At 41.2% G+C, this 24,539-nt stretch carries 20 protein-coding genes; 7 read left to right on the top strand and 13 right to left on the bottom strand.

Annotation, left to right across the window (positions count from 1 at the left end):
• Positions 1 to 221: 221 nt before the first annotated feature.
• A complete protein-coding gene (gene rho, locus ACKLNX_RS06505; RefSeq protein ID WP_411692830.1) occupies positions 222 to 1,487 on the bottom strand; it encodes a transcription termination factor Rho in 1,266 nt (421 codons plus the stop codon).
• 437 nt (positions 1,488 to 1,924) lie between these two features.
• On the bottom strand, positions 1,925 to 2,251 hold the full coding sequence (gene trxA, locus ACKLNX_RS06500) for a thioredoxin TrxA (RefSeq protein WP_411692829.1): 327 nt from the start codon (positions 2,249 to 2,251) through the stop codon (positions 1,925 to 1,927).
• Positions 2,252 to 2,349: 98 nt separating this feature from the next.
• On the opposite strand from trxA, the gene rhlB reads away from it, so the two are divergent.
• Together rhlB and ACKLNX_RS06490 are read left to right on the top strand one after the other, a co-directional pair.
• Positions 2,350 to 3,654, top strand: a complete 1,305-nt coding sequence (rhlB, locus tag ACKLNX_RS06495; protein ID WP_411692828.1) for an ATP-dependent RNA helicase RhlB — start codon at positions 2,350 to 2,352, stop codon at positions 3,652 to 3,654.
• Between the two features lie 12 nt (positions 3,655 to 3,666).
• Positions 3,667 to 5,175 (top strand): guanosine-5'-triphosphate,3'-diphosphate pyrophosphatase, encoded by a 1,509-nt coding sequence (locus ACKLNX_RS06490; protein WP_412971713.1) that lies wholly within the window; start codon positions 3,667 to 3,669, stop codon positions 5,173 to 5,175.
• Positions 5,176 to 5,276: 101 nt separating this feature from the next.
• Here ACKLNX_RS06490 and ACKLNX_RS06485 read toward each other — a convergent pair whose 3' ends face one another.
• Both ACKLNX_RS06485 and ACKLNX_RS06480 read right to left on the bottom strand, forming a co-directional pair.
• A complete protein-coding gene (locus ACKLNX_RS06485; RefSeq protein WP_412971712.1) occupies positions 5,277 to 6,995 on the bottom strand; it encodes an ATP-binding protein in 1,719 nt (572 codons plus the stop codon).
• A gap of 237 nt (positions 6,996 to 7,232) precedes the next feature.
• Positions 7,233 to 8,090 carry a lysophospholipase gene (locus ACKLNX_RS06480; protein WP_411692825.1) on the bottom strand — a complete coding sequence of 286 codons (858 nt, stop codon included), beginning with the start codon at positions 8,088 to 8,090 and terminating at the stop codon, positions 7,233 to 7,235.
• A 663-nt stretch (positions 8,091 to 8,753) separates the two neighbouring features.
• Between ACKLNX_RS06480 and ACKLNX_RS06475 the strand changes: the two genes are divergently transcribed.
• Genes ACKLNX_RS06475 through ACKLNX_RS06465 form a run of 3 tightly spaced genes read left to right on the top strand, consistent with a single transcriptional unit; the run spans position 8,754 to position 11,948 of the window.
• Positions 8,754 to 11,429, top strand: a complete 2,676-nt coding sequence (locus ACKLNX_RS06475; RefSeq protein WP_412971711.1) for a YdbH domain-containing protein — start codon at positions 8,754 to 8,756, stop codon at positions 11,427 to 11,429.
• Positions 11,426 to 11,605: a YnbE family lipoprotein gene (locus tag ACKLNX_RS06470; RefSeq protein ID WP_411692823.1), complete on the top strand. Its 180-nt coding sequence runs from the start codon at positions 11,426 to 11,428 to the stop codon at positions 11,603 to 11,605. Before ACKLNX_RS06475 ends, ACKLNX_RS06470 begins: the two co-directional genes overlap by 4 nt.
• Before the next feature lie 16 nt (positions 11,606 to 11,621).
• Positions 11,622 to 11,948, top strand: coding sequence for a YdbL family protein (locus ACKLNX_RS06465; RefSeq protein WP_412971710.1), 327 nt, complete (start codon positions 11,622 to 11,624; stop codon positions 11,946 to 11,948).
• Positions 11,949 to 12,081: 133 nt separating this feature from the next.
• Here ACKLNX_RS06465 and ACKLNX_RS06460 read toward each other — a convergent pair whose 3' ends face one another.
• The 9 genes from ACKLNX_RS06460 to prlC all read right to left on the bottom strand — a co-directional run bounded on the left by ACKLNX_RS06460 (position 12,082) and on the right by prlC (position 21,729).
• The gene (locus ACKLNX_RS06460; RefSeq protein WP_412971709.1) at positions 12,082 to 12,678 is read right to left on the bottom strand and encodes a PEP-CTERM sorting domain-containing protein; all 597 of its coding nucleotides are present in this window, start codon (positions 12,676 to 12,678) and stop codon (positions 12,082 to 12,084) included.
• A 180-nt stretch (positions 12,679 to 12,858) separates the two neighbouring features.
• The gene (locus tag ACKLNX_RS06455; RefSeq protein WP_411692899.1) at positions 12,859 to 13,779 is read right to left on the bottom strand and encodes a cation diffusion facilitator family transporter; all 921 of its coding nucleotides are present in this window, start codon (positions 13,777 to 13,779) and stop codon (positions 12,859 to 12,861) included.
• A gap of 136 nt (positions 13,780 to 13,915) precedes the next feature.
• Positions 13,916 to 14,470: a DUF1439 domain-containing protein gene (locus ACKLNX_RS06450; protein ID WP_411692820.1), complete on the bottom strand. Its 555-nt coding sequence runs from the start codon at positions 14,468 to 14,470 to the stop codon at positions 13,916 to 13,918.
• A 28-nt stretch (positions 14,471 to 14,498) separates the two neighbouring features.
• A complete protein-coding gene (locus ACKLNX_RS06445; protein WP_411692819.1) occupies positions 14,499 to 15,494 on the bottom strand; it encodes a catalase family peroxidase in 996 nt (331 codons plus the stop codon).
• A 44-nt stretch (positions 15,495 to 15,538) separates the two neighbouring features.
• On the bottom strand, positions 15,539 to 17,167 hold the full coding sequence (gene ubiB / locus ACKLNX_RS06440) for a ubiquinone biosynthesis regulatory protein kinase UbiB (RefSeq protein ID WP_412971708.1): 1,629 nt from the start codon (positions 17,165 to 17,167) through the stop codon (positions 15,539 to 15,541).
• 105 nt (positions 17,168 to 17,272) lie between these two features.
• A complete protein-coding gene (locus tag ACKLNX_RS06435) occupies positions 17,273 to 17,956 on the bottom strand; it encodes an SCP2 domain-containing protein (RefSeq protein WP_412971707.1) in 684 nt (227 codons plus the stop codon).
• The gene (ubiE, locus tag ACKLNX_RS06430) at positions 17,957 to 18,790 is read right to left on the bottom strand and encodes a bifunctional demethylmenaquinone methyltransferase/2-methoxy-6-polyprenyl-1,4-benzoquinol methylase UbiE (protein WP_411692816.1); all 834 of its coding nucleotides are present in this window, start codon (positions 18,788 to 18,790) and stop codon (positions 17,957 to 17,959) included. It lies immediately after the preceding gene.
• A 171-nt stretch (positions 18,791 to 18,961) separates the two neighbouring features.
• On the bottom strand, positions 18,962 to 19,690 hold the full coding sequence (locus tag ACKLNX_RS06425; RefSeq protein ID WP_412971706.1) for a DNA-3-methyladenine glycosylase I: 729 nt from the start codon (positions 19,688 to 19,690) through the stop codon (positions 18,962 to 18,964).
• Complete coding sequence (gene prlC / locus ACKLNX_RS06420; protein WP_412971705.1) at positions 19,687 to 21,729, bottom strand: oligopeptidase A; 2,043 nt, start codon at positions 21,727 to 21,729, stop codon at positions 19,687 to 19,689. The genes ACKLNX_RS06425 and prlC overlap by 4 nt, the downstream gene beginning before the upstream one ends.
• A gap of 186 nt (positions 21,730 to 21,915) precedes the next feature.
• Between prlC and gorA the strand changes: the two genes are divergently transcribed.
• Positions 21,916 to 23,295, top strand: coding sequence for a glutathione-disulfide reductase (gorA, locus tag ACKLNX_RS06415; RefSeq protein ID WP_412971704.1), 1,380 nt, complete (start codon positions 21,916 to 21,918; stop codon positions 23,293 to 23,295).
• A gap of 141 nt (positions 23,296 to 23,436) precedes the next feature.
• Entirely contained in the window at positions 23,437 to 24,396 is a 960-nt protein-coding gene (locus tag ACKLNX_RS06410) for a D-2-hydroxyacid dehydrogenase (RefSeq protein WP_412971703.1), read from the top strand.
• Positions 24,397 to 24,539 lie beyond the last annotated feature (143 nt).

Here is a 24,539-nt window from a genome sequence, read left to right as displayed (position 1 = left end):
GTTGCGGCTATAGTTGCAACCATTTGATTTAAATTAATATCTGACCGTTTTTGCTCTGCCATCGCTTTATTTATGTTTCAATTTATATGCAATGAAAGTTATCAAAAGTCACAGAAAAGTGATATTAATTTCGAAAAAAAGCCGCGATGCTTGCACATCTCGGCTTCTGTCATATAAGTTCAGTGACGAAGTCGCCAAACTCAAAAGGATTTATCCTAAGCTTAGCTCTTCATACGCTTCATTGATTCAAAGAATTCGTCGTTGGTTTTTGACATCGATAATCGCCCAATAAGGAATTCCATTGCATCAATTTCTGCCATTTCATGTACGATTTTGCGCAATATCCACATTTTCTGTAATTCATCTTGAGTAGTAAGTAACTCTTCACGACGAGTACCAGAGCGGTTGAAATCGATCGCTGGGAAGACACGTTTTTCAGCGCATTTGCGGTTAAGGTGCAGTTCCATGTTACCCGTACCTTTAAACTCTTCGTAGATAACTTCGTCCATTTTGGAACCCGTATCAACAAGAGCGGTAGCGATAATAGTTAAACTGCCGCCCTCTTCAACATTACGTGCAGCACCAAAGAAGCGTTTTGGTTTATGTAATGCGTTTGCATCAACACCACCGGTAAGTACTTTACCAGATGATGGAATAACGGTGTTGTAAGCACGAGCTAAACGAGTGATTGAATCGAGTAAAATCACAACATCTTTCTTATGCTCAACTAAACGTTTTGCTTTTTCAATTACCATTTCGGCGACTTGCACGTGACGGCTTGCTGGTTCATCAAAGGTTGAAGCAATTACTTCGCCTTTAACCAAACGTTGCATTTCCGTTACTTCTTCCGGACGTTCGTCGATTAGCAAAACCATTAATTGGCATTCAGGATGGTTTGCTGCAATTGATTGCGCAATATTCTGAAGTAGTAATGTTTTACCCGCTTTCGGTGGTGCAACGATCAAGCCACGTTGTCCACGGCCAATCGGCGAAGCTAGATCAAGAATTCTAGCGGTTAAATCTTCTTTACTTCCATTTCCGCGCTCAAGTCTAAAACGTTCATTGGCGTGCAAGGGAGTTAAGTTTTCGAAGAGTATTTTGTTGCGAGAATTTTCTGGTTTGTCGAAGTTAACTTCACGTATTTTTAGTAATGCAAAATAACGTTCACTGTCTTTTGGTGGGCGTATTTTCCCGGCAATTGTATCGCCAGTGCGCAAGTTAAAACGTCGAATCTGACTGGGTGATACGTAAATATCATCTGGACCCGCTAAATATGAGCTGTCACCTGAGCGCAAGAAACCAAAGCCATCTTGAAGAATTTCGAGAACACCATCCCCAAAAATGTCTTCGCCGCTTTTTGCGTGGGTCTTTAATATCGAAAATATAATGTCTTGCTTTCTAGCTCTAGCTAGGTTTTCTAACCCCATCTCTTCAGATAAGGATACTAATTCACTAATGGGTTTGTCTTTTAATTCGGTCAAATTCATATTGGTGGGTCTTTATGTTTAGGCTTCGTAATAAAGTACAAAATATTTGTCTTTTTAACTCTGCCCTATCAAAAGTAGTCTCTGGTTAAAATTGTCAGTTATTGAAGTTTGATTTTATGTTTTCTTCCAGGCAAAAAGCGTTAGCTGTGTGGTCATTGCAAATAACAACAATCGGCTGATAAAAGCTGAAGACCATTCACTGTTAACACAGTCACTATTTACAAATGCGGCTTTCAGTTACTTAAAAGGTAAGCTACAAAGCAATAGTTGGCACTGAAGGAATATAAAAAAGGTTTGCTCGGATGAGCGCCTAGTTAAAGTAGCACTAATTGAGGTTATCGTCCAGTTTTACAAAAAAATAACTTTTAAATAAAAAAGACCATCAAATGATGGCCTTTCGTCTTTACTTGGCAACGAATGCTGCCTAGAAATTTGAATTAGATATTCTCGTTCAAAAATTCAACTAGCTGTGTTTTTGAAAGTGCACCTACTTTCGTTGCAGCTACTGCACCATTTTTGAAAAGTAATAATGTTGGAATGCCACGAATACCATATTTAGGTGGTGTTTCGTTATTTTCATCGACATTAAGCTTGCCAACTGTTACCTTGCCATCAAACTCGTCAGCAATCTCAGATAAGATTGGGGCGATCATTTTACAAGGGCCGCACCATTCAGCCCAAAAATCAACTAACACAGGACCGCTAGCATTGATTACATCGGCTTCGAATTTTTCGTCACTCAACGAGATTATTTTGTCGCTCATTCTTTTCTCCAAATTTGGTCAATCGCTGAGACTTTCAGCTTTGCCCTATAGTGTTAATAGAAATTGATTTTAATGCAAGCATTGATAATTTATAAGCTATGCCACAAACACATTTAACAAATACGTCGTTTTCCGATCTTCCGATCCATCCGCTGATATTAAAAGCGCTTGAGGAAGCTAATTTCACCCAATGTACGCCAATTCAGTCAATGGCACTTCCTCAACTTCTTGAAGGAAATGATATTGCTGGTCAGGCTCAAACTGGGACGGGCAAAACTATTGCTTTCTTGGTGGCGACTTTTCATCACCTTTTAACCACCCCAAAAACTGACAACGAGCCTAACAGACCGAGTCCGCGAGCCATTATCATGGCACCGACTAGAGAGCTCGCTGTACAAATATTCAATGATGCAGAATTGCTTAGTAAGCACTCTGGCTTGTCACTAGGTTTGATATATGGGGGTGAAGGTTATGAAAGTCAACGGGATCAATTAACAAAAGGTGTAGATATTGTTATTGGTACGACTGGCCGAATTATCGACTATTACAAACAAGATATTTTTTCATTAAAAAACATACAAGTAGCCGTTCTTGACGAAGCTGACCGCATGTTTGACTTAGGCTTTATAAAAGATATTCGTTACTTATTTAGACGCATGCCTGAACCAACACTTCGTTTAAGCATGTTGTTTTCAGCAACCTTGAGCTTCCGCGTTCAAGAACTTGCCTATGAACACATGAACAATCCAACGCATGTGCAAATTGAGCCAGAAAAGAAAACGGCGACTCGCGTATCTGAAGAATTATTCTATCCCTCAGATAAAGACAAGCCGCTTTTATTGTTAACCTTACTTGAAGACGAATGGCCAGATAAAGCAATTGTCTTTGCCAATACTAAGTTTGGTTGCGAAACGGTTACGGCTTGGTTAAAAGCTGATGGGCACAGAGCAGGTATGTTAAGTGGCGATGTTCCACAAAACAAACGCCTAAGCATATTGGAAGACTTTACCAGTGGTGCAATCGACATTCTGGTTGCTACAGATGTTGCCGCTCGTGGACTTCATATTCCTAAAGTAACACATGTATTCAACTATGACTTACCCGATGATGCAGAAGATTATGTGCATCGAATAGGTCGAACTGGCCGTGCAGGTGAAAGTGGCATCGCAATTAGTTTTGCATGCGAAAAATATGCGTTGAATTTACCTGCCATTGAAATATATATTGAACATCAGATTTCTGTGACTGATTATAACCCTAATGAGTTACTCCAAGATGTGAAACCGCCGGTATTCCACCGCAAGCCACGAGGCAGAAACGATGGTCGCCCAGGCAATAGAGGTGGTCGCTCTGGTGGACCACGCCCAAGTGGTCCAAAAAGGAACCACCAAGGCAGAAAATAGAGGAAAGCACGTTTGATACAAGAAGTACCCAACACTGTTATTCAGGATGAATATTACGCAGCCGTAGATTTAGGCTCGAACAGCTTTCACATGGTTATTGTGAGGGTACTTAGCGGTAGCGTACAAATAGTCAGTAAAAACAAACGAAAAGTAAGATTGGCCGCCGGTCTTGATGATAATTTAAAGTTATCAGAAGAGAGCATACAGCGCGGCCTGGATTGTTTAAAAACCTTCCGCGAACAACTCGACGACATTCCACGTAGCAACATCAAAGTTGTTGCTACTGCGACACTTCGGATTGCCAGCAACGCAAGCGATTTTGTTACACGCGCAGAGCAACTTTTAAATCAAAAAATCAATGTCATTTCGGGTGAAGAAGAAGCTCGCCAGATCTATCTGGGTGTTGCCTATACTTCTGCCAATCAAGGCAACACGATGGTTGTCGATATCGGTGGGGCAAGCACAGAAGTCATTATAGGTCGCGATATGCAACCACTGCACTTAAAAAGTGTCGACATGGGTTGCGTCACCTTCATGGAAAGGTATTTTGTGAATGGCGTGATTAATCAAGAGAATTTTGAGCGAGCACTCGCCGCCGCAGAAGAAATGCTGGCTCCCTTAGCCTCAACATTCAAGTGTTTCGATTGGCAACAATGTTTAGGCGCTTCTGGCACTCCTCAGGCAGTCGTTAGTATATTGGTTAAGAAAGGAATAAACGACGCTATTAGGTTGGATTATTTGTACCAACTGCGTGATCAAGCTATTACTTGTAAACACATAGATAATTTACATATTGAAGGTCTCGCAGACTCTCGCAGACTGATCTTTCCGAGCGGCTTAGCCATTTTAATTGCCTTATTCAAACAATTGAATTTGAATAATATGCAAATTTCAGGAGGTGCTCTGCGCGAAGGGATCATCTACGGTATGTTGGACAATTACCAGCGTGCGGATCGAAGAACTCAGGGCATCAATCAACTCGTTTCACGTTTCCATATTGATACAGGACAGAGTGAACGAGTGCGCAAGGTTGCCATCGCTCTGAGTCGTCAAATGTGCGAACAAAGCAACTTTTGTGACTTTGATACAGAAGCCCTCATCTCATCTGCTGCAGCTTTGCATGAACTCGGTTTACATATCGGCTATAAGAAGTTTCATGAACACGGCGCGTATATTTTAACGCACGTTGAATTAACCGGATTTACGACGCTCCAACGCATGTTCATACGCGATTTAGTTGGTATGCATCGTCAAGAAATTGATTTAGCGGTTTTTGATAACTATCAGGCAGACTTCAAAGAAATGCTTATTAACGCACTGCGAATTGTGAGAATTTCCGTGATTTTATGTACTCGACGACGGGATGATAAAATACCAAAGCCAACACTCACGGTTTCTGGTCATGAATGGATATTACATTTTGGCGAAGGCGTGTTGAGCTCTTACCCACTTGTGCATGCCGAACTCGTTCACGAAACTTGGTTGCAACATAAGTCAGGTTGGAGTTTGGTGTGCGAATAAAGTGGTGACCATTTCGTTTAGTGGCATTTTCCAATTCAAAGATTGTTTTTAGTTCGCAAAACCAATACCAAGATGACCAATAGACTTTTATCGCCCCCCATTTATTTGGCTGGCTGGTATTTCATCAGAATAAGCTTCAAAGCGTTAATGTCTATTGGTTTCGATAAATGGTCATCCATACCTGTTTGAAAACACTTTTCTCGCTCGCTATTCAGTGTGTTTGCAGTCAACGCAACAATGGGGATCTCTTTAAGTAATTCCCCAGCGTGCCCAGCTCGTATTCTGCGTGTTGCTTCGTACCCATCAATAATTGGCATTTGGCAGTCCATTAATACCAAGTCGAATATTGCTGACTCTTTGCGACTGAGTAAGTTGATTGCCTCTTGCCCGTTACTCGCAATTTCTATTTGAATTTTTAGACCCGTCAAAATAGCCTTCAACACTTCCTGATTAATGTGGTTGTCTTCAACGATAAGAACTCTCATATTAGAGAAGTTAATGTCAGAAGACATGTGCTTTAAGCCTTCCTCTGCGACAGAAGCTGAATTTGGAGTTAGCAGCACAACGGATACGTGGAAAGCTGAACCTTCGCCTAAACTACTTTTTACGCTGACACCACCGCCCATTAATTCACACAGTTGTTTTGTTATTGCTAAACCCAGTCCGGTTCCTCCGAACTTCCTTGTTGTTGACGTATCTGCTTGTGAAAATGAATCGAAAAGATGGGGAAGTGACGCATTGCTAATTCCAATACCAGTATCGGAAACAACTACGTCTAGTAAGTAATGCTCATTATGACGATTCAATTCGTAACGTATTATTATGGTCCCTGAACTAGTAAACTTGATGGCATTGGACACTAGATTGTTCAGGACTTGGGTAATTCGATGAGGGTCGCCAACTACCGTTGTTTCTTCTAGAGTGGGTTTCTCTAAAACTAACTCCAAGCCTTTTTTGTTTACTTGAAACTGTTGATCATGAATAAAGTTTGTGAAGAATATCTCAATGTCGAACTGTACTTGTTCAATAGTGAGTTCACGTGCCTCTATTTTCGAGAAGTCCAAAATGTCGTTTATAACAAACATGAGGGATTCTGCGCTGCGTTTAGCTGTCGCAAGATAATCTTTTTGCGTCTCATCAAGATCTTGTTCTGACAAGAGCTCAATCATACCAATGACACCATTCATTGGAGTGCGAATTTCATGGCTCATATTTGCTAAGAAGGCGCTTTTTGCTTCTGTTGCCGCCATTGCTTCTCGCTCATGATAAATTGCAACATCCCTCTCTTTTGCAAGTTCAATTTGTTTTTCTACTAAACTTCTACGAGCTAAATGTGCAAACCAGCTGAGTAGCGTACTCATTGCCATCGCGAAAAAAAAATGTTGAGCGAGAGCAATGTTGAGTACCAGATAAACACTGAGCCATCCAATCCAACTAAAGAGAATAGAGACTGTCCAGTGTTTGCGATTTGATAAAACGATTCCAGAAGCAATAATAGTGACGAATATATTGGTCGATTGTTCAGGTGCTTCAGAAAACCACAAATGCGTAAGACTGTTTAGACTTGCTGCTAACATAAGCAATAAAATTACAAAGCTTTGGCGGCCCGAAGAAATCTTGAACGCTTTAAAACCAATTAATGCAGCCACTATGGCAGTAACAAATGCTAAGCCAAATAAAATCCATTTGAACGATTCGTGTAACAGGAAAAAATGAGCTATAGCAAGAAGTGAATATAGAATTGCAAAGAAAAAGGCAACGGGTTGCAGCAGCTCCATTGAGTCATTCGTTGGCCGAGAATTGCTGCTGTGTTTAGTCAATAGTTTCCTCAAATGAAATAGCCTTGATTACTTTAAGCTTCGTTCATTCTCTATTTCGCTAAACTTAGAAGGACATCCAATTTTCTAATACTGATTTCTAATATTAACGCCGAATAAACATAATTTTATGAAGTAATAATGATGCTGAAATAATTAACACTACGATCAGAATATGCGCCTTTTTTCGATAAATCAATTTAATGTCATTTAGTCTTTATTGGACTTAAATTAGAAGCTCTATTTTAATGAATGATCGCCATCACAAACCTTTTTTACCCACACTATGAAGTCATTGGTAATTTCGTCTCTGTTTATCTCATTGAACAACTCATGGCGCGCACTAGGATAAACGTGTTGACTAACATTCTTAAAGCTATGTTTTTGATACGTATCTAATAGACGCTTAACTCCTTTGCTGTGTTCTCCTACCGGATCGTCAGTACCGCAAATCACGTATAGCGGCTTACTTTTATCCATTGCTTCTAGGGCCTCTGTAGATGCAATATGGCTCAAAGCATCCAACATACCCAACCAAGTTTCCACTGTGCATTCGAAACCGCATAAAGGATCGGCTACATATTTGTCTACTTCGTCATTGTCTCGGCTCAACCAGTCAAACTCTGTCCGATTTGGTTTGAAGGCTTTGTTGAAAGCTTTGAAGCTCACGGCAGCCATCAATGCACTGTGCCCCTTTTTTCCAATCCTTAATTTCTCGATACGAATAAGCATTTGAGCTATTTTACCCAAAGCACCAGGAGGACCATTACTCGCTGACAATGCAGCTCCCGAAATACTATCTCCGTATTTTTTGAGATAGTATTGCGTCATGAAAGAGCCCATCGAATGCCCTAGTAAAATAATGGGTATATTTGGATGGCGTTTGCGAATTTCTGTATTCAATAGTTTGAGTTCGTCAACCGCTTTCTCCCAACTATCAGAGTCAGCCATGTGACCAAGAGGCAGTTCAGGCGAGACTGATAACCCATGACCACGATGATCATTGGCATACACTGCAAATCCTTCGGCATTCAAACAAGCAGCGAGTCGAGCATATCTAGCACCATGCTCTGCCATGCCATGGGCGATCTGTATCACACCCTTGACTTCACCTACAGGTAGCCATTGATGACAGTGCAATTGTAAGCTATCTAGACCATTAAATTTGAAACTTACAGGCTTATCAGGGTTTAACTCATTGCCAGTATTGATAGGTCTTCCTCCAACATATTTGCTTAAGTTTTATTGAGTATTTGAGCATGACTTAATTTTCCCGTAACAAACGTCATTCTCTGAGGGAAACTATTTAAGGCCTTATCTTTGCTGTTTACCACGCGCGATACAATGATTCAGTGCTTTACGACTTTTCATATCTATATTTTTTCATATCTGTAAGCCCCCCCGAGCAAATCTATGAAAGAGTTAAATTCATGAGTTGTTGATAGCAATAAAAGGATAAAAATAAATGGGATCTGAATGAGCAGAACGTATCTAACATTGCTAAGCTTTCCTTGCTATTCATCATTGTTGTCTTCCAGATACTAGCTGAATCAATAGTCCAAATCAAAAATCATTACTCTGAACAAGACGCTACTGATCCTCCTTCTTGTTCAGTGCACATTAATAGTTGGTATGTCAGCATTCAATTTGAAATAAACCTGATAGTATAAGCAAATTTGTAACTCGGCTTAAAACAACAAGGCCCAAGGAATGAAAGTTAAGGTGCTTAAACAATCTCATATACAAAAGCGTCGGCGAAACATGATTCGCGCGATCTTTGGTTTGATTTTGTTTGTACTTATCTTGGCAGTCATTGGAGTGTTCTTGCGCGATGCTTTGTTGAAAAGAGTCATATCAAATTATTTTGCTGAACAAAGCATTCAAGTAAATTGTTTAGAAACTCATCTAAGGTTGCCACTCACATTAGAAGTTGATGATTTGTGTTTATCATCTCCAAACTTCAAGTTACGAGTGCAGAATGCAATTTGGCTACATTTAGAAAACACGCTGACTGTTGAGCAGATGGATATTGAGCACGTATTAGTTGAAGCGTCGAATAGCAATGAGCAGAGCGATCCCAGTGAAAACCCATATGCAACAATCGACGATTTTCCGAACAATATGCCCAAGGTCTTAATTAAACAGCTTAAGTTAGACTCCCCGCTCCTTGTTTCCCCGCTAAATATAGAGATAGATTTTACTAGCTCAGACACACTTAAGGTTGCAGGAGATATTCAAGCAAACTTAAAGATTGAGAACAGTAAACTTCGCGCTAAGCTTGACTGGCACATCGCTGACTTGGTGTTAATTCCTGCTGTCAAAAACATGCACTCACAATATGATGTACTCATTTCGAATGACATGTTCGGGCATGCCGTTTCAAGTGATATTACTTTTGATGGTCTAAGTGTTGAGAGCCTACATAAAGTCGCTTTTGCCTTTCCAGTCAATCTCGAAGGCTGCAATATCGACCTTGAACTCGAAGGCGATATCGCTCTTAATATTCCTAATATCGCGACAACAGAGGCTATTTTTGCCGACTTCAGTGACTTGCTAATGCAAGCTAAGTTTCCAAAATGTGTGCATATACCAGAGGCATTGAATGACTGGAATTTTGCCCAAGTATCTATTCAGGTACCCGAAATCATCTCCTTTTATGAGCAAAAATTAGTTATTCCTAAATTGAAAGTCGAACCATTAAACATGGCGCCACAAAAGCAAGACGCATTGATTTTGGCCCTTCAAGATCTTAATTTTGATGTCGAAACAGAACAAGCGAGTACGCAATTTGAGTTAAATATTGAGCAAAGCCTGCCCTCGCAAAAGTTTTCACAAGGGCGAATTAGCCTATTAAGCACAGGTAGTGCAAACGCTGAATTGTCAGACTCAGGTTCGCTCGAAGACTCACGATGGCAATTCAATAGCGTGAATGTACTCAATATCAACGCGCTGAAAAACGAACAAATTGAGCTTGCTCGAGTAGATAGCGAATTTACTGCTTCCGGGGACCAAGATAAAGGTTTGTACATTGACGGTCAGTTAGATCTTAGCAAAGCGCACTTTTCAAGTTTAGAAGTGAACGTTGTAAGTGCAAAATTCGGTGCGACTTTGTCAGCTAAAATGCAAATAGAAAGCTTATTGGAATGGCAATCGACCTTGCTCGTCGCTGCGAAAGCAAACGTAACAGATAGTAATGGTATGATGAAGTTTGCAGCTAAACTCAATCAAGGTCCCGGCTTAGAAGTTTTAGCTCGCTTTAATGACGTTATAGCCTCAGGAAATATTGAAGCTAAAAAGCTAAACACTGCACAAATACAAGTCTCGAATATTAACAGTCAGTTCATCGCAACTGGCCCTTATATTGACAATATATTAGTCACAGGCCACACAAGTATGACGCCAAATCGAGTTCAATTTGACGACTACCGCTTGAAGCTCGACAAGTTAAATATCGAACATAAGATTACCAGTAATTTAAGCCTAGTTGGCACGGAATCACGGCATGACTTGACCTTGAGTAAAGGGTTCAAAGTTTTGTTTTCGCAAAAGGGTTACGAGGTTAATCTCAGTCTGAACGACCAGAAGATCACTGATTTATCAAAGATCACATCACAGATTCTCCCCTCTCTGTCACTGAGCCAGGGCATTGTGAATGCGCAAATTGATACTAGCTTCATAAATATCGACGACGCGCTTAGTTTTGAAGGCGAGTTACACTTAAGTGACACTAGTGGTAGTTTTTCCAATAGTCTATTTACTGGAGTTAAAGTAGATATCCCATTTATCTATAACGAGCAGGGTTTAAGTGTTGCGCAAGGCGAAGTCGCGATTGCATCGATAAACGCAGGAATACCGGTTGAAAATATTCATGCAAGTTTGCGATCTGAGAATAACGGCTTGAAACTGAGCCAACTAAAAGGAAGCATACTCGGCGGACAGCTTAGTTTGAGAGAACTTTGGTTGGACAATCGGGAGCAAACATTTGACTTAATACTGCAAGACCTTGACCTCCAGAAAGTCGCGGCATTACAGGATCAACCCGGCATACAAGTTCGCGGCAAAATGATGGGGAAACTACCTTTAATAAAAAGCACCTCGGGCATTTCGATAGACCAAGGGAGAATGTTAAGTCAAGACGGCGGTAAATTAACGATAAAACAGAACCCAGCCTTTGATACTATCAAGCAACAACAGCCCGAGCTTGCTTATTTGGAGGACTATCAGTTTACTCAACTCTCAAGCAAACTAAGCCTACAAACGGACGGTAAGCTTGTTTTAGACTTGGCATTCACCGGCAAGAATGAAGCTAAGAAACAGGCGGTAAACTTTAACTACAATCATCAAGAAAATATTTTCGATCTGCTTAAGGCAAAGCGAATTGCTAACGGCATACAAGACAAAATAGAAAGAAGCATTACTCAAGGAGCAAAGCAATGAAAGGCTATTCAATCGTATTACTCGGGCTCATGAGCGTCGCTTGCACACACACTGTGCAAGTGGAAACTAAAGAGCCCATAACTATCAATATCAACGTGAAAATAGATCATGAAATTCGAGTCAAAGTTGACAAAGAACTAGATGATGTATTCAGCGAAGACAGCGCGTTATTTTAAATTTAAGGAATAAACTATGAAACTTAACATTATTGGTCGATTTTTAATTATCAGCAGTTTATTTTTTAGTAGCTTAAGCTTTGCTATGGATCTTGATGAAGCAAAAGATAGAGGCTTAGTTGGTGAAAAAGATAATGGTTATTTGGGATTGGTAGTTAATCAAGCCGAAGCTCAAAAATTAATTGCTGAAATCAACGCTAAGCGACGTGAAATCTATTTAGAATTAGCAGCTAAAAACAATATCACGCTAACTCAAGTTGAGAAGTTAGCTGCACAAAAAGCATATAGCAAGACGGCTGCAGGTCACTACTTGTGGGTAAATGGCGTTTGGCGGAAGAAATAGTTCTATTGGAAAAACGATGAACTAAGAGTTATACGGTTTCTGTTCAACGTGAGCTTAAAATAAAAAGGCAGGTACTAGCATTTAGCTAATTACCCGCCTTTCTCAAAATGACTTAAAAGCAGTAAGAATTAACTTACTTTTTAAAGCGTCTTGATGCAAAACCTAGAAGACCTAAACCTAACAATGCGATAGCTGATGGTTCAGAAACATTGATTTGTCCAGTTCTGCTACCTTGCACAGCGCTCACGTTAGTGAAAGATTGAAGTGCTTCACCCGCTTGGTTGAAAAACGTTATGTTGTAAACGTCTCTTTGTGTACAACAGCTGTTTGTTCTTCCGAATATTTCAAACCAACTAATTGCACTTGGAGTAGGAAGGCTAACAGTCAACATTGATGTGCCATCATTAAAATTACCATGGTAAATTGAGTCCCATGCTACGGGTCCAATGCCATCGAGTACGCAACTAGCATCGCTAGTGCTAGAATCACATGAGCGATTACCCTGATAAAAATCGCTAGCAGAGGCAACTGCACCTGCACTTGTTAACGCTAAGTCTGATTGAGACTGCGTTCCCCAAAGTACAAGCTCTGAAACTTGTAAATGGCTATTGCCCGGCACAGGCACTGAACTTGTAATTTCTACGTAGGAGACATTAATTAAACTAGCATGGCTTAAACTGCTAACCGCCAATACTATTCCAGCAAGTGCTGTTTTTAAAATTCTTTTCATTTTATTGTTATTCCTTTTGTTAAAACGCATGAGTAATTTTTCACATTACTATTTGAACATGCAAAAATCGCGCCTCAAAAATTAATTAAGTAAAAACAAATAGTTAAACTCAATTAAACTTATACTGTAAAGAATACTGACACTAGTGTTCAATAAATAAGCAATGTTTTTTTGTTTTTTTCAATCAGCCAAATCAGGATCACAGATAAACAAAATATCCATTATGATGGATGGATTCCACTCACGCATTGTAGCTTCAGACTCTTTGCGGATAGTATCTAATTCGCTAACAGTAACCGCACCAAAAGACTTATCTACAATAATATGCACTAACAAATAGATGTCTCTACCACATTTGCTGATACGCACTTCAACATGCTCGTAGGGCACTGCCGATAAGGTTTGCTTTAGCCTTTTTTCAATCACGGCTGTCACCGCTTCAGGCGGCGCTTTATTGATTACCTCATTGAGGCTATCCAACATGATTTTCCCTGGAATCGGTAGGATCGTGAGCCCTAAGGTTATTAATAGAATCGGGTCAACATACGAAGCATAAGCTTCAAAACCATAAGACTGCATCGCGTAGGCAATTGCAAAGCCCAGTAAGATAGAAGCACTTAATGCACCATCAACAAACCAAGTATGGGCATCCACGCTGACTAAGTCAGAGCGCAGTGACTTTCCTCGTAGTTTCATATACGCAGAAACGGCGAAACATCCCACGGTAGCAAATATACCGTAAAGCATTGCGATGCCATATTCAGCGGTATTGCCACCTGACATTAAGCTATTAACAGAGTCGACCACGGCATATAAACAGGACGCGATGATAATGAGCGATTTGAATAGATTCAGAGTAGGTTCTATGGCCGTGTAGCCGAAATGAAATCTATCATCATCAGGTAACTGCACGAGGTTTGCGACTTTTAGGGTTAATAGTGCCATGAAGAAAGCAATAAGCGAGTAAACGCCATCAAATAAAATAGCGCCTGAATTTGTGACAATAGCAAAACCGAATGCTACGAATACAAACAAGCCAGCAATGTAAAAAGAGAGTCTTAGTAGACTCTTTTCTTTTTGTTCGTGATAACCAACAGCCATCATTAATCAATTGAAAGGGGTAATTTCGCGGATTCTACACCGCTTTTTAAAATTAGATAGTGTTTTAGAAAATAATTTTTATTACTTTAAAATGCCAAGTTTCTTCATAAAGAGTTAGTCAATTCTTCGAACAGTTTTACATCATTGGGGTAAGCTTAACCGAACCTTCAACGACTTTGATATTCAAGGGTAAATTAGATAACAATGCCATCCTAGGATCATCCATATCCAAATTGTAAACTGGATTTTTTTCTAAAAAGCCATTAATCACATCCATTGCTTCATCGCTGAGTAAGTCTAAATTCCCACTGAAAGCACCGGCGTCAATACTTGAATCAAGAAGTTTGATATTGCGCAGAAAGATTGCTTTCTTTTCACCATCATAGAAAGGGCTACCTTCAATTTGTAACATTAAGCGCACAGGAAAATTCAGGGGAAACATTTTCACACTGGCACTCGAATCAAAACTCAAAGCTATGACGTCCCGCTGGTCTGGACCAATCTTGACGCTTAAGTCTTTGACATCAAACTCCACTGGCAGGCCCAGAACACTCATTTTCTCGCTTAGTTTTGGCAATTGTTGCTTCAACACAGACTCAAGATCTGAATTATTAAGGGAGTAAACTGACAGCCCCTGCATGCTGCTACAAGCGCTTAAGAACAATACGCTGATAATGAATAGAATTTTCATAAGGAGCCTTTTGTGAATTTATATGCCGCTATTGATTGCTCAAACGCTTACCAAATGAAATGGCATAGGCCGGCGAGCGCATTCGTAATATTGGATCAGCACTAGGAGAAAAGCCAGCTGACATCATATTAGGATCGAAGTTAGTGTTGTTACAAGCTTCGCCCCCACTTGTTAGCACTGTCACCTCACCTATTGCAACCTGCGGTCTTTGATCAGGCCACTGCTGTGAAGGATCAATCTCACTATCTTCTGGCTCACCAATACTTGCCATTATCGTGAAACTCACTTTTCCTTCTTTTAACTGCTTTGCAAATGTATCCGCTAAGAATTCTGCAGGCATGTTGGATGCCTCATCTTTCTCTAGAGTTTTAACGCCTAAACTTGGCACTATGTTCCAACGGAATTTAGTTTTATCACCACTCGCCTTATTGAAGAAGAAAGTGTGAAGTCCGAAAAACTCAGTGTTTGCGAAAGAAGCTGGTGTTTTTGCTTGTTGATTCCACATTGCATTTGCTTGTACTGAAGGGTTCGCCTTGATAAACGCCATCGTTTTAGCTGGATCAGATTTGCCGTTTTCATCTGGCAGTAAAGTCGACAAGAATCCGAAGAAGGTTTCAGGATCTTTGCCTGCGAACACTGGGAAGTTGTTTCCTGTGAATGTATGAAAAGAACCGTTAGGCAACTTAATTTGCATACCAAGACCGCGTGTCCCCGGCGCTCTCTCGTCGCTATTTGGGTTTGCACCACCTAATGAGAAACGCATTGAAACGGGTAAGTTGCCGTTTTCTAATAAAGCAGCGCCTTTAAAGTGCTCGCTTGCCGAAGGTTCAAATGTGCCCGTGGCACAAAGGCCTTTGGCATGAGCTTTTCTGAAGCCAGGATGTTTTCCACCCAACTTTTCAAAAATATCGACTAAATCTGTTGCTTGTACTTTCTTATCGCTTGCTTGAATAGCTGGTGATGAAACGGCAACAGCCAAAACCAAACCGATTGCAACGCTAGATGGCTTTAAAATATTCTTCATAAATTATCCTTGTGAATCTTCGTAAATTCGCTTTTATACTGAAATTAGGAGAGCTTGCGCCATGACATTAACCAACAAAGGACGCCAAAGAAACCGAGCCCTGAACTCCACCATACTGGCTTATCAAACAAATACATCAGTACCGCAATTACCGAAAAAGCGGCGGCTAAATGACTATAAAACCGTGCTTTTTGAGTGCTTTTAATCGCTTCAATTTGTAGCTCATGATGCTTTTGTTGCTCAATTGGAATGCGTTTTAGCTGCTTCATTCCGTCGTACAATAAGTCGGGCATTTCTGGTAACTTCTCAGACCAGAATGGCAAGTTTTCATATACCTTTTTAAACATTGCCTTAGGCCCTATTTGTTCTTTCATCCAATTCTCTAGGAATGGCTTTGCCGTTTGCCATAGGTCGAGTTGTGGATATAGTTGACGGCCTAGGCCTTCAACATAAAGCAGTGTTTTTTGCAGCAAAACTAACTGTGGTTGCACTACCATATTGAAACGTCGAGCTGTATTAAAAAGCTGAAGCAGCACGTTCCCAAAACTAATATCTTCTAGTGGCTTCTGAAATATAGGCTCACAAACCGTGCGGATAGCCATTTCAAAATCAGCAATATTTGTGTCAGCTGGCACCCAACCCGAATCAGCATGTAACTCAGCTACTTTACGATAATCTCTGTTAAAGAAGGCAAGGAAGTTTTCAGCTAAGTAACGTTTATCTTCTTTATTCAGCGTACCCACAATGCCGTAATCAATGCCGATATAAAGTGGATTCTCAGGATGTTCTCTACTTACAAAGATATTGCCAGGATGCATGTCGGCATGAAAGAAACTGTCTCTAAAAACTTGCGTGAAGAATACTTCTACACCGCGTTCAGCAAGTAGCTTCATATTGGTATTTTGTGCGCGCAATGCCACGACATCAGAGACAGGAATACCAAACACTCGTTCCATCACTATCACATCTTTACGACAATAATCACTGTAAAAATGCGGTACGTAAAGGGCTTCGGAATCTTGAAAGCTACGTTTAATTTGGATCCCATTTGCGGCTTCTCGCAACAGATCTAGTTCATCAAGGATAGTACGTTTGTACTCTTTAACTACTTCAACAGGACGAAGTCGCTTGCCATCAGGTAACCAGTTCTGCAATACGCCAGCAATACTGGTTAGTAGGTCTACGTCGGCCTCAATTGTTTCGCGAATATTTGGGCGAAGAACTTTGATGACGACTTTTTTGTTGTCGCGCTTCAGGGTGGCGGTATGCACTTGCGCGATGGATGCTGAAGCCAAGGGTTTAGCAGCAAAGTCAGAAAACAACTCAGATATATCAGACAGTCCCAAAGATTCTTTAATTAGGGTTTCCGCCACATCACTATCAAAAGGGGGAACGTTATCCTGCAATTTGCTGAGCTCTGTCGCAATATCATCAGTGAGTAAATCACGACGCGTTGACAGCATCTGGCCAAACTTTATATAAACAGGCCCTAGTGCTTCAAGGGCCAAACGTAAACGTCGCCCTTCTGATTCACTTTTATGTTTATTAGGTAGCCAAAACACGCACCGGCGCGCCACTCGCACGTACCAAGGTTTAAATCTGGCCGGGATAATCTCGTCAAGGCCATGTTGAAGTAGCACCTTGCCAATAAGATAAAAGCGTTTAATTTGCACTTGGCTTACCCTGTTTAACATTAACGCTACTTATCGCATTAACAAACTTCAATGAATTGCCTGCAGATAATGATTCAACAGGAGCTTGTTTAGTAACTTCGCTCATTACTTCTTTTTCCTAAATTTCGATTCTAGGATTGCTAAACGTGCCTCTAACCTAGCTGCTGCATCTCTTACTTCAGACACTTCCTGTATAAAGTTCTCGACCATGATAGGGCGAACTCCAATCGGTTTTTCATCGAGCAAAACATCGCTTAATGCTTGCATGGCTAGTTTGTGATTACGCTTTACTAATTGCCCAAACGACTCGGCCTTTTGCACAGCTGTATGCGCCGCAACGTCACCAATGTGCTTAGAAAGTAGTTCTTCGATATCAATATGTAAACCGTCAAACAAAGCACTCATGTTTTGTGCTATTTGCAAATTGCCATCGAAGTCGAGTTTGTTATCACGTATCAACTGCGTGATATTACTCGTATCTTTTAGTTCATTTATAATAAACACTGAAAGACTAATAGAGCATTGATTTTGATTCTTGGATTGCTTGCTTTTTGACCCAGCTTGTTTGCCTGTAGTCTCAGCGTGCGCACTATCAGCTTCAACAATTGAGCTTAACTCGACACCTTTTTCATGAAAATTGAAAACGAGAGGAAAAGGCAACTCATGCAGCTTTATTTCGCATTGTTTACCAATCAATGGTTTTAACAATAAATGGCTGTCTTCATCAAAGGACAAGACTTTGTTAATCGCAAATTCAACAGCTGCAGTCAGGATTTGAGCTTGGTGCATTTAGAATTTAAACCCTCTATGCAAGGCCACAATGCCGCCGGTTAAGTTTGTAAAGCTAGTTTGCTCAAACCCGACTTCTTTCATCATGTCTTCTAGTGTTTCCTGATCAGGATGCATGCGAATTGATTCAGCTAAATATTGGTAACTTTCAGCATCGTTAGCAACTAGTTGTCCCATTTTTGGCAAAAGGTGGAATGAATAGGTGTCATAAATTTTGCTAAGTAGCTCACTGCTAGGCTTTGAAAATTCCAAAACAAGTAAGCGACCACCAGGCTTCAGTACACGAAAGATCGATGCCAAGGCATTCGACTTTTCTGTTACGTTACGTAAACCAAAAGCCATTGTAACTAAGTCGAAATGGTTGTCTGGAAATGGCAGTGCTTCAGCGTTCGCTTGCACATAGTTCAAGTTAGACATTATGCCCATGTTGGTTAGCTTCTCTTTGCCTACCATAAGCATGGAGTGATTAATGTCCGCTAATGTGACTTGACCTGTTTCACCGACGATACGACTGAACTTGGCAGCAAGATCGCCAGTACCACCGGCAAGGTCTAATACCTTTTGACCGGGACGAATGCCACTGCAATCAATCGTATAGCGTTTCCATATGCGGTGAATACCAAAAGACATTAAATCGTTCATCACGTCATATTTTGCCGCGACAGAATGAAAAACATCAGCCACCATCGCCTCTTTCTGTTCTTTAGCTACTTGTTTAAAGCCAAAGTGAGTTTGCTCTGTATCAGAACCTTCTTCAGAATTCAGGTGATCTAGTAGATTATCGCCATGCTCTTCAGTTTTGCGTTCCGCTGATGTTTCGTTTGTACTATTCATTGTAATGGCTTCTTCTGGGCGCTTGCGTTGATAAAGGTGTTGATAAAGGTTTTGCCAAGGGTGTTTGCTACAAACTTGCCTTGCTTAATGTTGCTATAAAACCACTTTCGAACGAATCACTCAATTGTAGCTAAAAAATGGAATAAATACATCAAGTAAGCGTTACTCTACTCAGGTAATCATGCCTACATAATTGTCCCCACAACTGTAAGACACAATTTGACTCAACTCTTGAAGGGATAAACCGCTTTCCTTTTGCCAAGTGAAGAAAGTCCGCTGAATAGTCGTTAAACTTCGTTTAGATCGAGCTGAACCGCTAATTAAGCCATGCTCAGTAAAATAGGCCTCAACATCGCGACTCAGTATAAAAGTATCCACGCCCAAAGCGCGCAAGGAGTATGGGCCTGTGTTGCCACCTAGTCTTGCACCATTCTTCTTCAGAAAGTCCCATAAGCCAATCAGGTCATCCTTGGGCCATTCGCTAACAAATTTAGCAAAACTTCCGTGCTTTCGGCGAATCTCATCAATCATCAAAGCGTTTTCGCGGATCGTTTTGACTTTATTGAAATTGCGAATGATCGCAGGGTTAGCTGCTTTCTGTTCCAGCATTTCATCTGGCATTAACAATACTTTGTCTATATCAAAACCAAAAAACTGCTCTTCAAAATTAGGCCATTTTTGGCGTACTACACGCCAAACGAAACCTGATTGGAATACTTTTTTAGTAAACTCGGATAAGAAGCGATCATCCGTTATCGCCAGAACCTCTTGTTTACTCGCAGGTTGTGAAAGCAATTCTTTAACCATTGCCTCACTGCCCTTGCGCTTACAGACTCGATCGTAAAGGCTTGCAAATACTTCAGCTTTCACATTGCTATCAATAGACTTTCCTGAACTCATGCAGCAATGCCTGAGTGTCTTAACAGGGCATCGACCTTAGGTTCACGCCCTCTAAACGCCACGAACATGTCCATCGGCTCCTTGCTGCCACCAACTTCAAGGATGTTGTTAAGGAAGTCTTTCCCTGTTTGCTGGTTAAAGATCCCTTCCTCTTCAAACCGACCAAATGCATCTGAAGATAGCACTTCCGCCCATTTATAACTGTAGTAACCAGCTGCATAACCACCAGCAAATATGTGGCCAAAGCTATTTTGAAATTTGTTGAATGCTGGCGGGATCACTACTGCGACCTCTTGGCGAATTTCATCTAGCACTTGCTGTACTGATTTTTCAGCAGCACTTTGCTGATGAAGGGTGAAATCAAACAAACTAAACTCAAGCTGTCTAAGCATTTGCATAGCAGATTGATAATTCTTCGCCGCGAGCATTTTTTCCAATAACTCATTTGGTAATGCTTCGCCCGTTTCGAAATGGCCTGAAATGAAACTAAGCGCTTCCGGTTGCCAACACCAATTTTCAAGGAACTGGCTAGGCAGCTCAACAGCATCCCAAGCGACACCGTTAATACCGGATACGCCACCCGTTTCAATCTTAGTGAGCATATGGTGAATACCATGTCCAAACTCGTGGAATAAAGTAACCACTTCGTCATGAGTAAATAGTGCTGGCTTGCCATCAACTGGTCCGTTGAAGTTACAGACCATATACGCAACAGGTAGCTGCAATTCGCCATTGGGAAGTCGTCTGCGGCCTCTGCAATCATCCATCCATGCTCCGCCACGTTTCTTCTCGCGTGCGTACAAATCAAAGTAGAATGAACCTCGGTGTTGATTGTCGGCATCAAATATTTTGTAGAAACTCACGTCTTCGTGCCATACATCAACATCGCTTTGTTGCTCAACACGCAAGCCATACAAGCGTGAGACGACTTCGAACAAACCGTTTACCACTTTGTGCTCAGGGAAATAAGGACGTAGCTCTTCGTCAGAGATTGCGTATTTTTGTTGCTTGAGCTTTTCACCATAATAGGTGTAGTCCCAAGGTTGCAGATCTTTAGTATTGCCGTCCTTACCATGTAATTGAGTCGCATAGTCGATAACTTCTTGAAGTTCAGCCTGCGCCTGGGGTTTGGAGCGTTTTGCTAAGTCACGCAAAAATAGAGTCACTTGTTCTGTTGATTGTGCCATTTTAGTCGCGAGTGATCGTTCAGCATAAGAACTAAAGCCCAGTAGTGCTGCAGCTTCTTGTTTTAAAGCTAATATTTCGTCGATGAGTGCGGCATTATCAAACTCTCCTGCATTTGGCCCTTGGTCAGAAGCTTTCGTGCTATAAGCGCGATACATTTCTTCTCGTAAGTCGGCATTGTTAGCATAGAGCATGATTGGCAGATAACTTGGAATGTCGAGTGTGAACAACCAGCCTTCAAGCTCTTTGTTTCGAGCCGCTTGAGCTGCTGCCGCTTTCGCAGATTCGGGGAGTCCCGCAAGTTGCGATTCATCGGTAACATGCTTGGTCCAAGCCATCGTTGCATCCATAACATTGTTACTGAAGCTTGAGGATAAGTCGGATAAACGACTTTGAATTTGAGCATAACGCTTCTTTTTGCTGTCTTCTAAGCCAACACCAGAAAGTGTAAAGTCACGGATAGCATTAGTCACTACCTTTTGTTGTGCTTCATTTAAGGTTGCAAACTCGTCACTTGCATGTAGCTTTTGGTAAAGGGAAAACAGACCTTGGTGCTGCCCAACCCACGTGCCAAATTCAGAAAGCATTGGCAAACACGCATCATGGGCTTCACGTAATTCATCACTACTAACAACTGAGTTCATGTGCCCTACTGGTGACCATATCTTCGCTAGAATATCGTCAGTGTCTTCGATGCGCTCAACAACTTGGGCGTAACTTGCGTCCCCGTTGGCAACCACTTCTTCAATCACAGCCTTGCTATTTTCAATTGCTTTTTTAATAGCTGGGACAATATCTTCAGTTTTGATTTGTGAGAAAAGAGGAAGGCCGCTCACATTTTCAATTGCATTCATAAATGTTCTCTTAGTTGTTTGTTTGGCCAGTTCACAGAAAGGCACATTCGTACATTTATAATTGGGCATTCTGAATGGGATCACAATGCTTTATAAAACTTTTTTTGAAGGAAAGCTTGATAATTACGGTCTAGTAGGCATATTTAACACATTAGCTTCACGGCAGTCACCCTTATTAGGAACAGAATGAATACAAGTACTCAAAACGCGCAAGTGAAAAAACATTTCGATTATATCTGCATTGGCGGCGGTAGCGGTGGTATCGCATCCGCAAACCGTGCATCACGATATGGTAAAAAAGCCGCCATTATTGAAGCGAAGGATATCGGTGGTACTTGCGTCAACGTAGGTTGTGTACCAAAGAAGGCAATGTGGTTTGGCGCACAAGTTGCTGAAGCTATCCACAAATACAGTCCAGACTATGGATTCGATGTTACTGTTAATAATTTTAGCTGGGCGAAATTAGTAGAAAGCCGTTCTGCGTACATTGACCGTATCCATCAATCCTACGATCGCGTGCTGGGTAACAATGGCGTAGAGCTCATCAAAGGCTTCGCTAAATTTATCGATAACCATACTATTGATGTAGACGGTGAAATATACACGGCTGATCACATTACGATAGCCACTGGTGGTCGACCAATCAAACCACAGATAACTGGTGCTGAGCTTGGTATCAATTCTGATGAATTTTTTGATGTGGCGGAACAACCAAAGCGAGTAGTTGTAGTGGGTGCTGGATATATAGCTGTTGAACTTGCTGGTGTTATGCATTCGCTGGGTTCGGAAACACATATTTTAGTGCGTCGGGAGAAACCTTTGCGTAACTTCGACGACATGTTGTCAGATACTTTGGTCGAGATTATGGCTGAAGATGGACCCAAACTTCATCCACACACTGAAGTGACTTCCATTGAAAAGCAGCAAGATGGTTCACTGAAAGTCAATCTCAATACCGGATGGCATATTGATTGTGATGCCTTAATTTGGGCCATCGGCCGCGAGCCAGCTAATGATAAAATCAACCTTGAAAATACGGATGTTGAACTAGATGAACGTGGCTATATTAAAGTAGATAAGTTCCAAAATACGACGGCAGAAGGCGTATACGCAGTGGGTGACAATATTGGCAAGGTCGATTTAACCCCAGTTGCAGTAAAAGCCGGTAGATTGCTGAGTGAGCGACTTTTCAATTTCAAAACTGACGCACACATGGATTACAACCTGATCCCGACAGTTGTGTTCAGTCACCCAGCCATTGGCACCATGGGCTTAACCGAAAAAGAAGCGATAGAAAAATACGGTTTGTCGAATGTTAAAGTCTACAACTCTAGTTTTGCTGCCATGTATACAGCAGTTACTTCGCATCGCCAAGCAACTAAAATGAAATTGGTATGCGCAGGAGTTGATGAAAAAGTAGTTGGATTACATGGTATTGGTTTTGGCATGGATGAAATTCTTCAAGGTTTTGGTGTTGCAATTAAAATGGGCGCGACAAAGGCTGACTTTGATGCTTGTGTGGCAATTCACCCGACTAGTGGCGAAGAGTTCGTTACTCTCACATAAGAGATAAGAGAAACTTGGCGCTTAGAGATGTAAATTTCGGATTACCTATGCGTCAAGTTTTCTAAGAGTGAAAGTATGAGAATAGCACTTGAAGGCAATAATTGAGGCCAATAATAGAGGCGAATAATAGAGGGAAACAAGATGCATAGGATCGTATTTTTAGACAGTGCCACGATTGCCGACAACGTGCTTGTTCCTTCACCTCAATTTCCGCACAAATGGATTCACTTCGGTAAAACCAGTGCTCATCAAACGCTTGAACGAGTCCGTGACGCAGATATTGTTATTACGAATAAAGTAATGCTTGATAAGCAAGTGCTTTCACAACTACCACAGCTTAAACACATTGCGATTACTGCCACCGGTACCAACACTGTTGACTTAGATGCGGCTCGCGAACATGGCATTAGCGTGAGCAATGTACCCGCTTATGCCTCTCGCTCTGTAAGTGAGCATGTGTTATCGATGATTTTAGCTTTACGACGTAATTTAATTGCCTATCGCGAAGATATCAGTGCAGGAAAATGGCAAGCCTCTGAGCAGTTTTGTTTTCATAACACTCCTATTTTCGATTTACATGGCAGTACAATCGGTTTAATTGGCACGGGTGCAATAGCACAAGAAGTAGCGCGACTTGCAAAAACCTTTGGCATGCGAGTTATTTTTCACAGTGTAAGTGGTCGTGAAAATATGGATGGCGAAACCCTCGTTGCATTGTCCGACTTACTCGAAACCTCAGATATAGTAAGCCTCCACTGCCCGCTTACATCTGAAACTGAGAATTTAATTAATGCACAAACTTTAAAACAAATGCGCAGTAATGCCTTGCTGATCAATACAGCACGAGGCTCAATCGTTGACCTAAGCGCACTGCAAAGTGCTTTGTCGAATAGTAAGATAGCTGGTGCAGGGCTTGATGTTGCGCCAGAAGAACCACCTGCTGATGATTCAACAATCATGCAACTCAATAAGCTAGCGAATTGTATTGTCACTCCTCATTCAGCTTGGGCTAGCCAGCAGTCTATGCAAGGTTTAGTTAATCAAGTTGTGAAGAATATAGAAGCCTTTGTTAGCGGCGAAGCGCTTAACATCGTAAACTAGTTCATTACGAAACAATTCAGCCAATCAGAGAGGGAACATTCAAGCCTCCTTCCCTTATTATTTTCTTTAAAAAAGCACAGATTTCCGTTGCAGTTTATATGTTTAGATGGGAATCTACGCGCATTGCCACAAGCATTAACGGA

Origin of the sequence: Glaciecola sp. MF2-115 (assembly GCF_047250385.1) — a bacterium.
Classification (GTDB): domain Bacteria; phylum Pseudomonadota; class Gammaproteobacteria; order Enterobacterales; family Alteromonadaceae; genus Glaciecola.
The sequence above is the reverse complement of the archived record's forward strand: the minus strand, read 5'-3'. Positions and strand labels throughout refer to the sequence as shown.

What these genes read in the sequence shown, in the direction of transcription:
- ubiE (WP_411692816.1), bottom strand. Translation starts at nt 18,790, where the DNA reads ATGAATAGTACAAACGAAACATCAGCGGAACGCAAAACTGAAGAGCAT.
- ACKLNX_RS06475 (WP_412971711.1), top strand. Translation starts at nt 8,754, where the DNA reads ATGATTCGCGCGATCTTTGGTTTGATTTTGTTTGTACTTATCTTGGCA.
- ACKLNX_RS06410 (WP_412971703.1), top strand. Translation starts at nt 23,437, where the DNA reads ATGCATAGGATCGTATTTTTAGACAGTGCCACGATTGCCGACAACGTG.
- prlC (WP_412971705.1), bottom strand. Translation starts at nt 21,729, where the DNA reads ATGAATGCAATTGAAAATGTGAGCGGCCTTCCTCTTTTCTCACAAATC.
- ACKLNX_RS06425 (WP_412971706.1), bottom strand. Translation starts at nt 19,690, where the DNA reads ATGAGTTCAGGAAAGTCTATTGATAGCAATGTGAAAGCTGAAGTATTT.
- trxA (WP_411692829.1), bottom strand. Translation starts at nt 2,251, where the DNA reads ATGAGCGACAAAATAATCTCGTTGAGTGACGAAAAATTCGAAGCCGAT.
- ACKLNX_RS06460 (WP_412971709.1), bottom strand. Translation starts at nt 12,678, where the DNA reads ATGAAAAGAATTTTAAAAACAGCACTTGCTGGAATAGTATTGGCGGTT.
- ACKLNX_RS06455 (WP_411692899.1), bottom strand. Translation starts at nt 13,779, where the DNA reads ATGGCTGTTGGTTATCACGAACAAAAAGAAAAGAGTCTACTAAGACTC.
- rhlB (WP_411692828.1), top strand. Translation starts at nt 2,350, where the DNA reads ATGCCACAAACACATTTAACAAATACGTCGTTTTCCGATCTTCCGATC.
- rho (WP_411692830.1), bottom strand. Translation starts at nt 1,487, where the DNA reads ATGAATTTGACCGAATTAAAAGACAAACCCATTAGTGAATTAGTATCC.
- ACKLNX_RS06450 (WP_411692820.1), bottom strand. Translation starts at nt 14,470, where the DNA reads ATGAAAATTCTATTCATTATCAGCGTATTGTTCTTAAGCGCTTGTAGC.
- ACKLNX_RS06445 (WP_411692819.1), bottom strand. Translation starts at nt 15,494, where the DNA reads ATGAAGAATATTTTAAAGCCATCTAGCGTTGCAATCGGTTTGGTTTTG.
- ACKLNX_RS06470 (WP_411692823.1), top strand. Translation starts at nt 11,426, where the DNA reads ATGAAAGGCTATTCAATCGTATTACTCGGGCTCATGAGCGTCGCTTGC.
- ACKLNX_RS06435 (WP_412971707.1), bottom strand. Translation starts at nt 17,956, where the DNA reads ATGCACCAAGCTCAAATCCTGACTGCAGCTGTTGAATTTGCGATTAAC.
- ACKLNX_RS06465 (WP_412971710.1), top strand. Translation starts at nt 11,622, where the DNA reads ATGAAACTTAACATTATTGGTCGATTTTTAATTATCAGCAGTTTATTT.
- gorA (WP_412971704.1), top strand. Translation starts at nt 21,916, where the DNA reads ATGAATACAAGTACTCAAAACGCGCAAGTGAAAAAACATTTCGATTAT.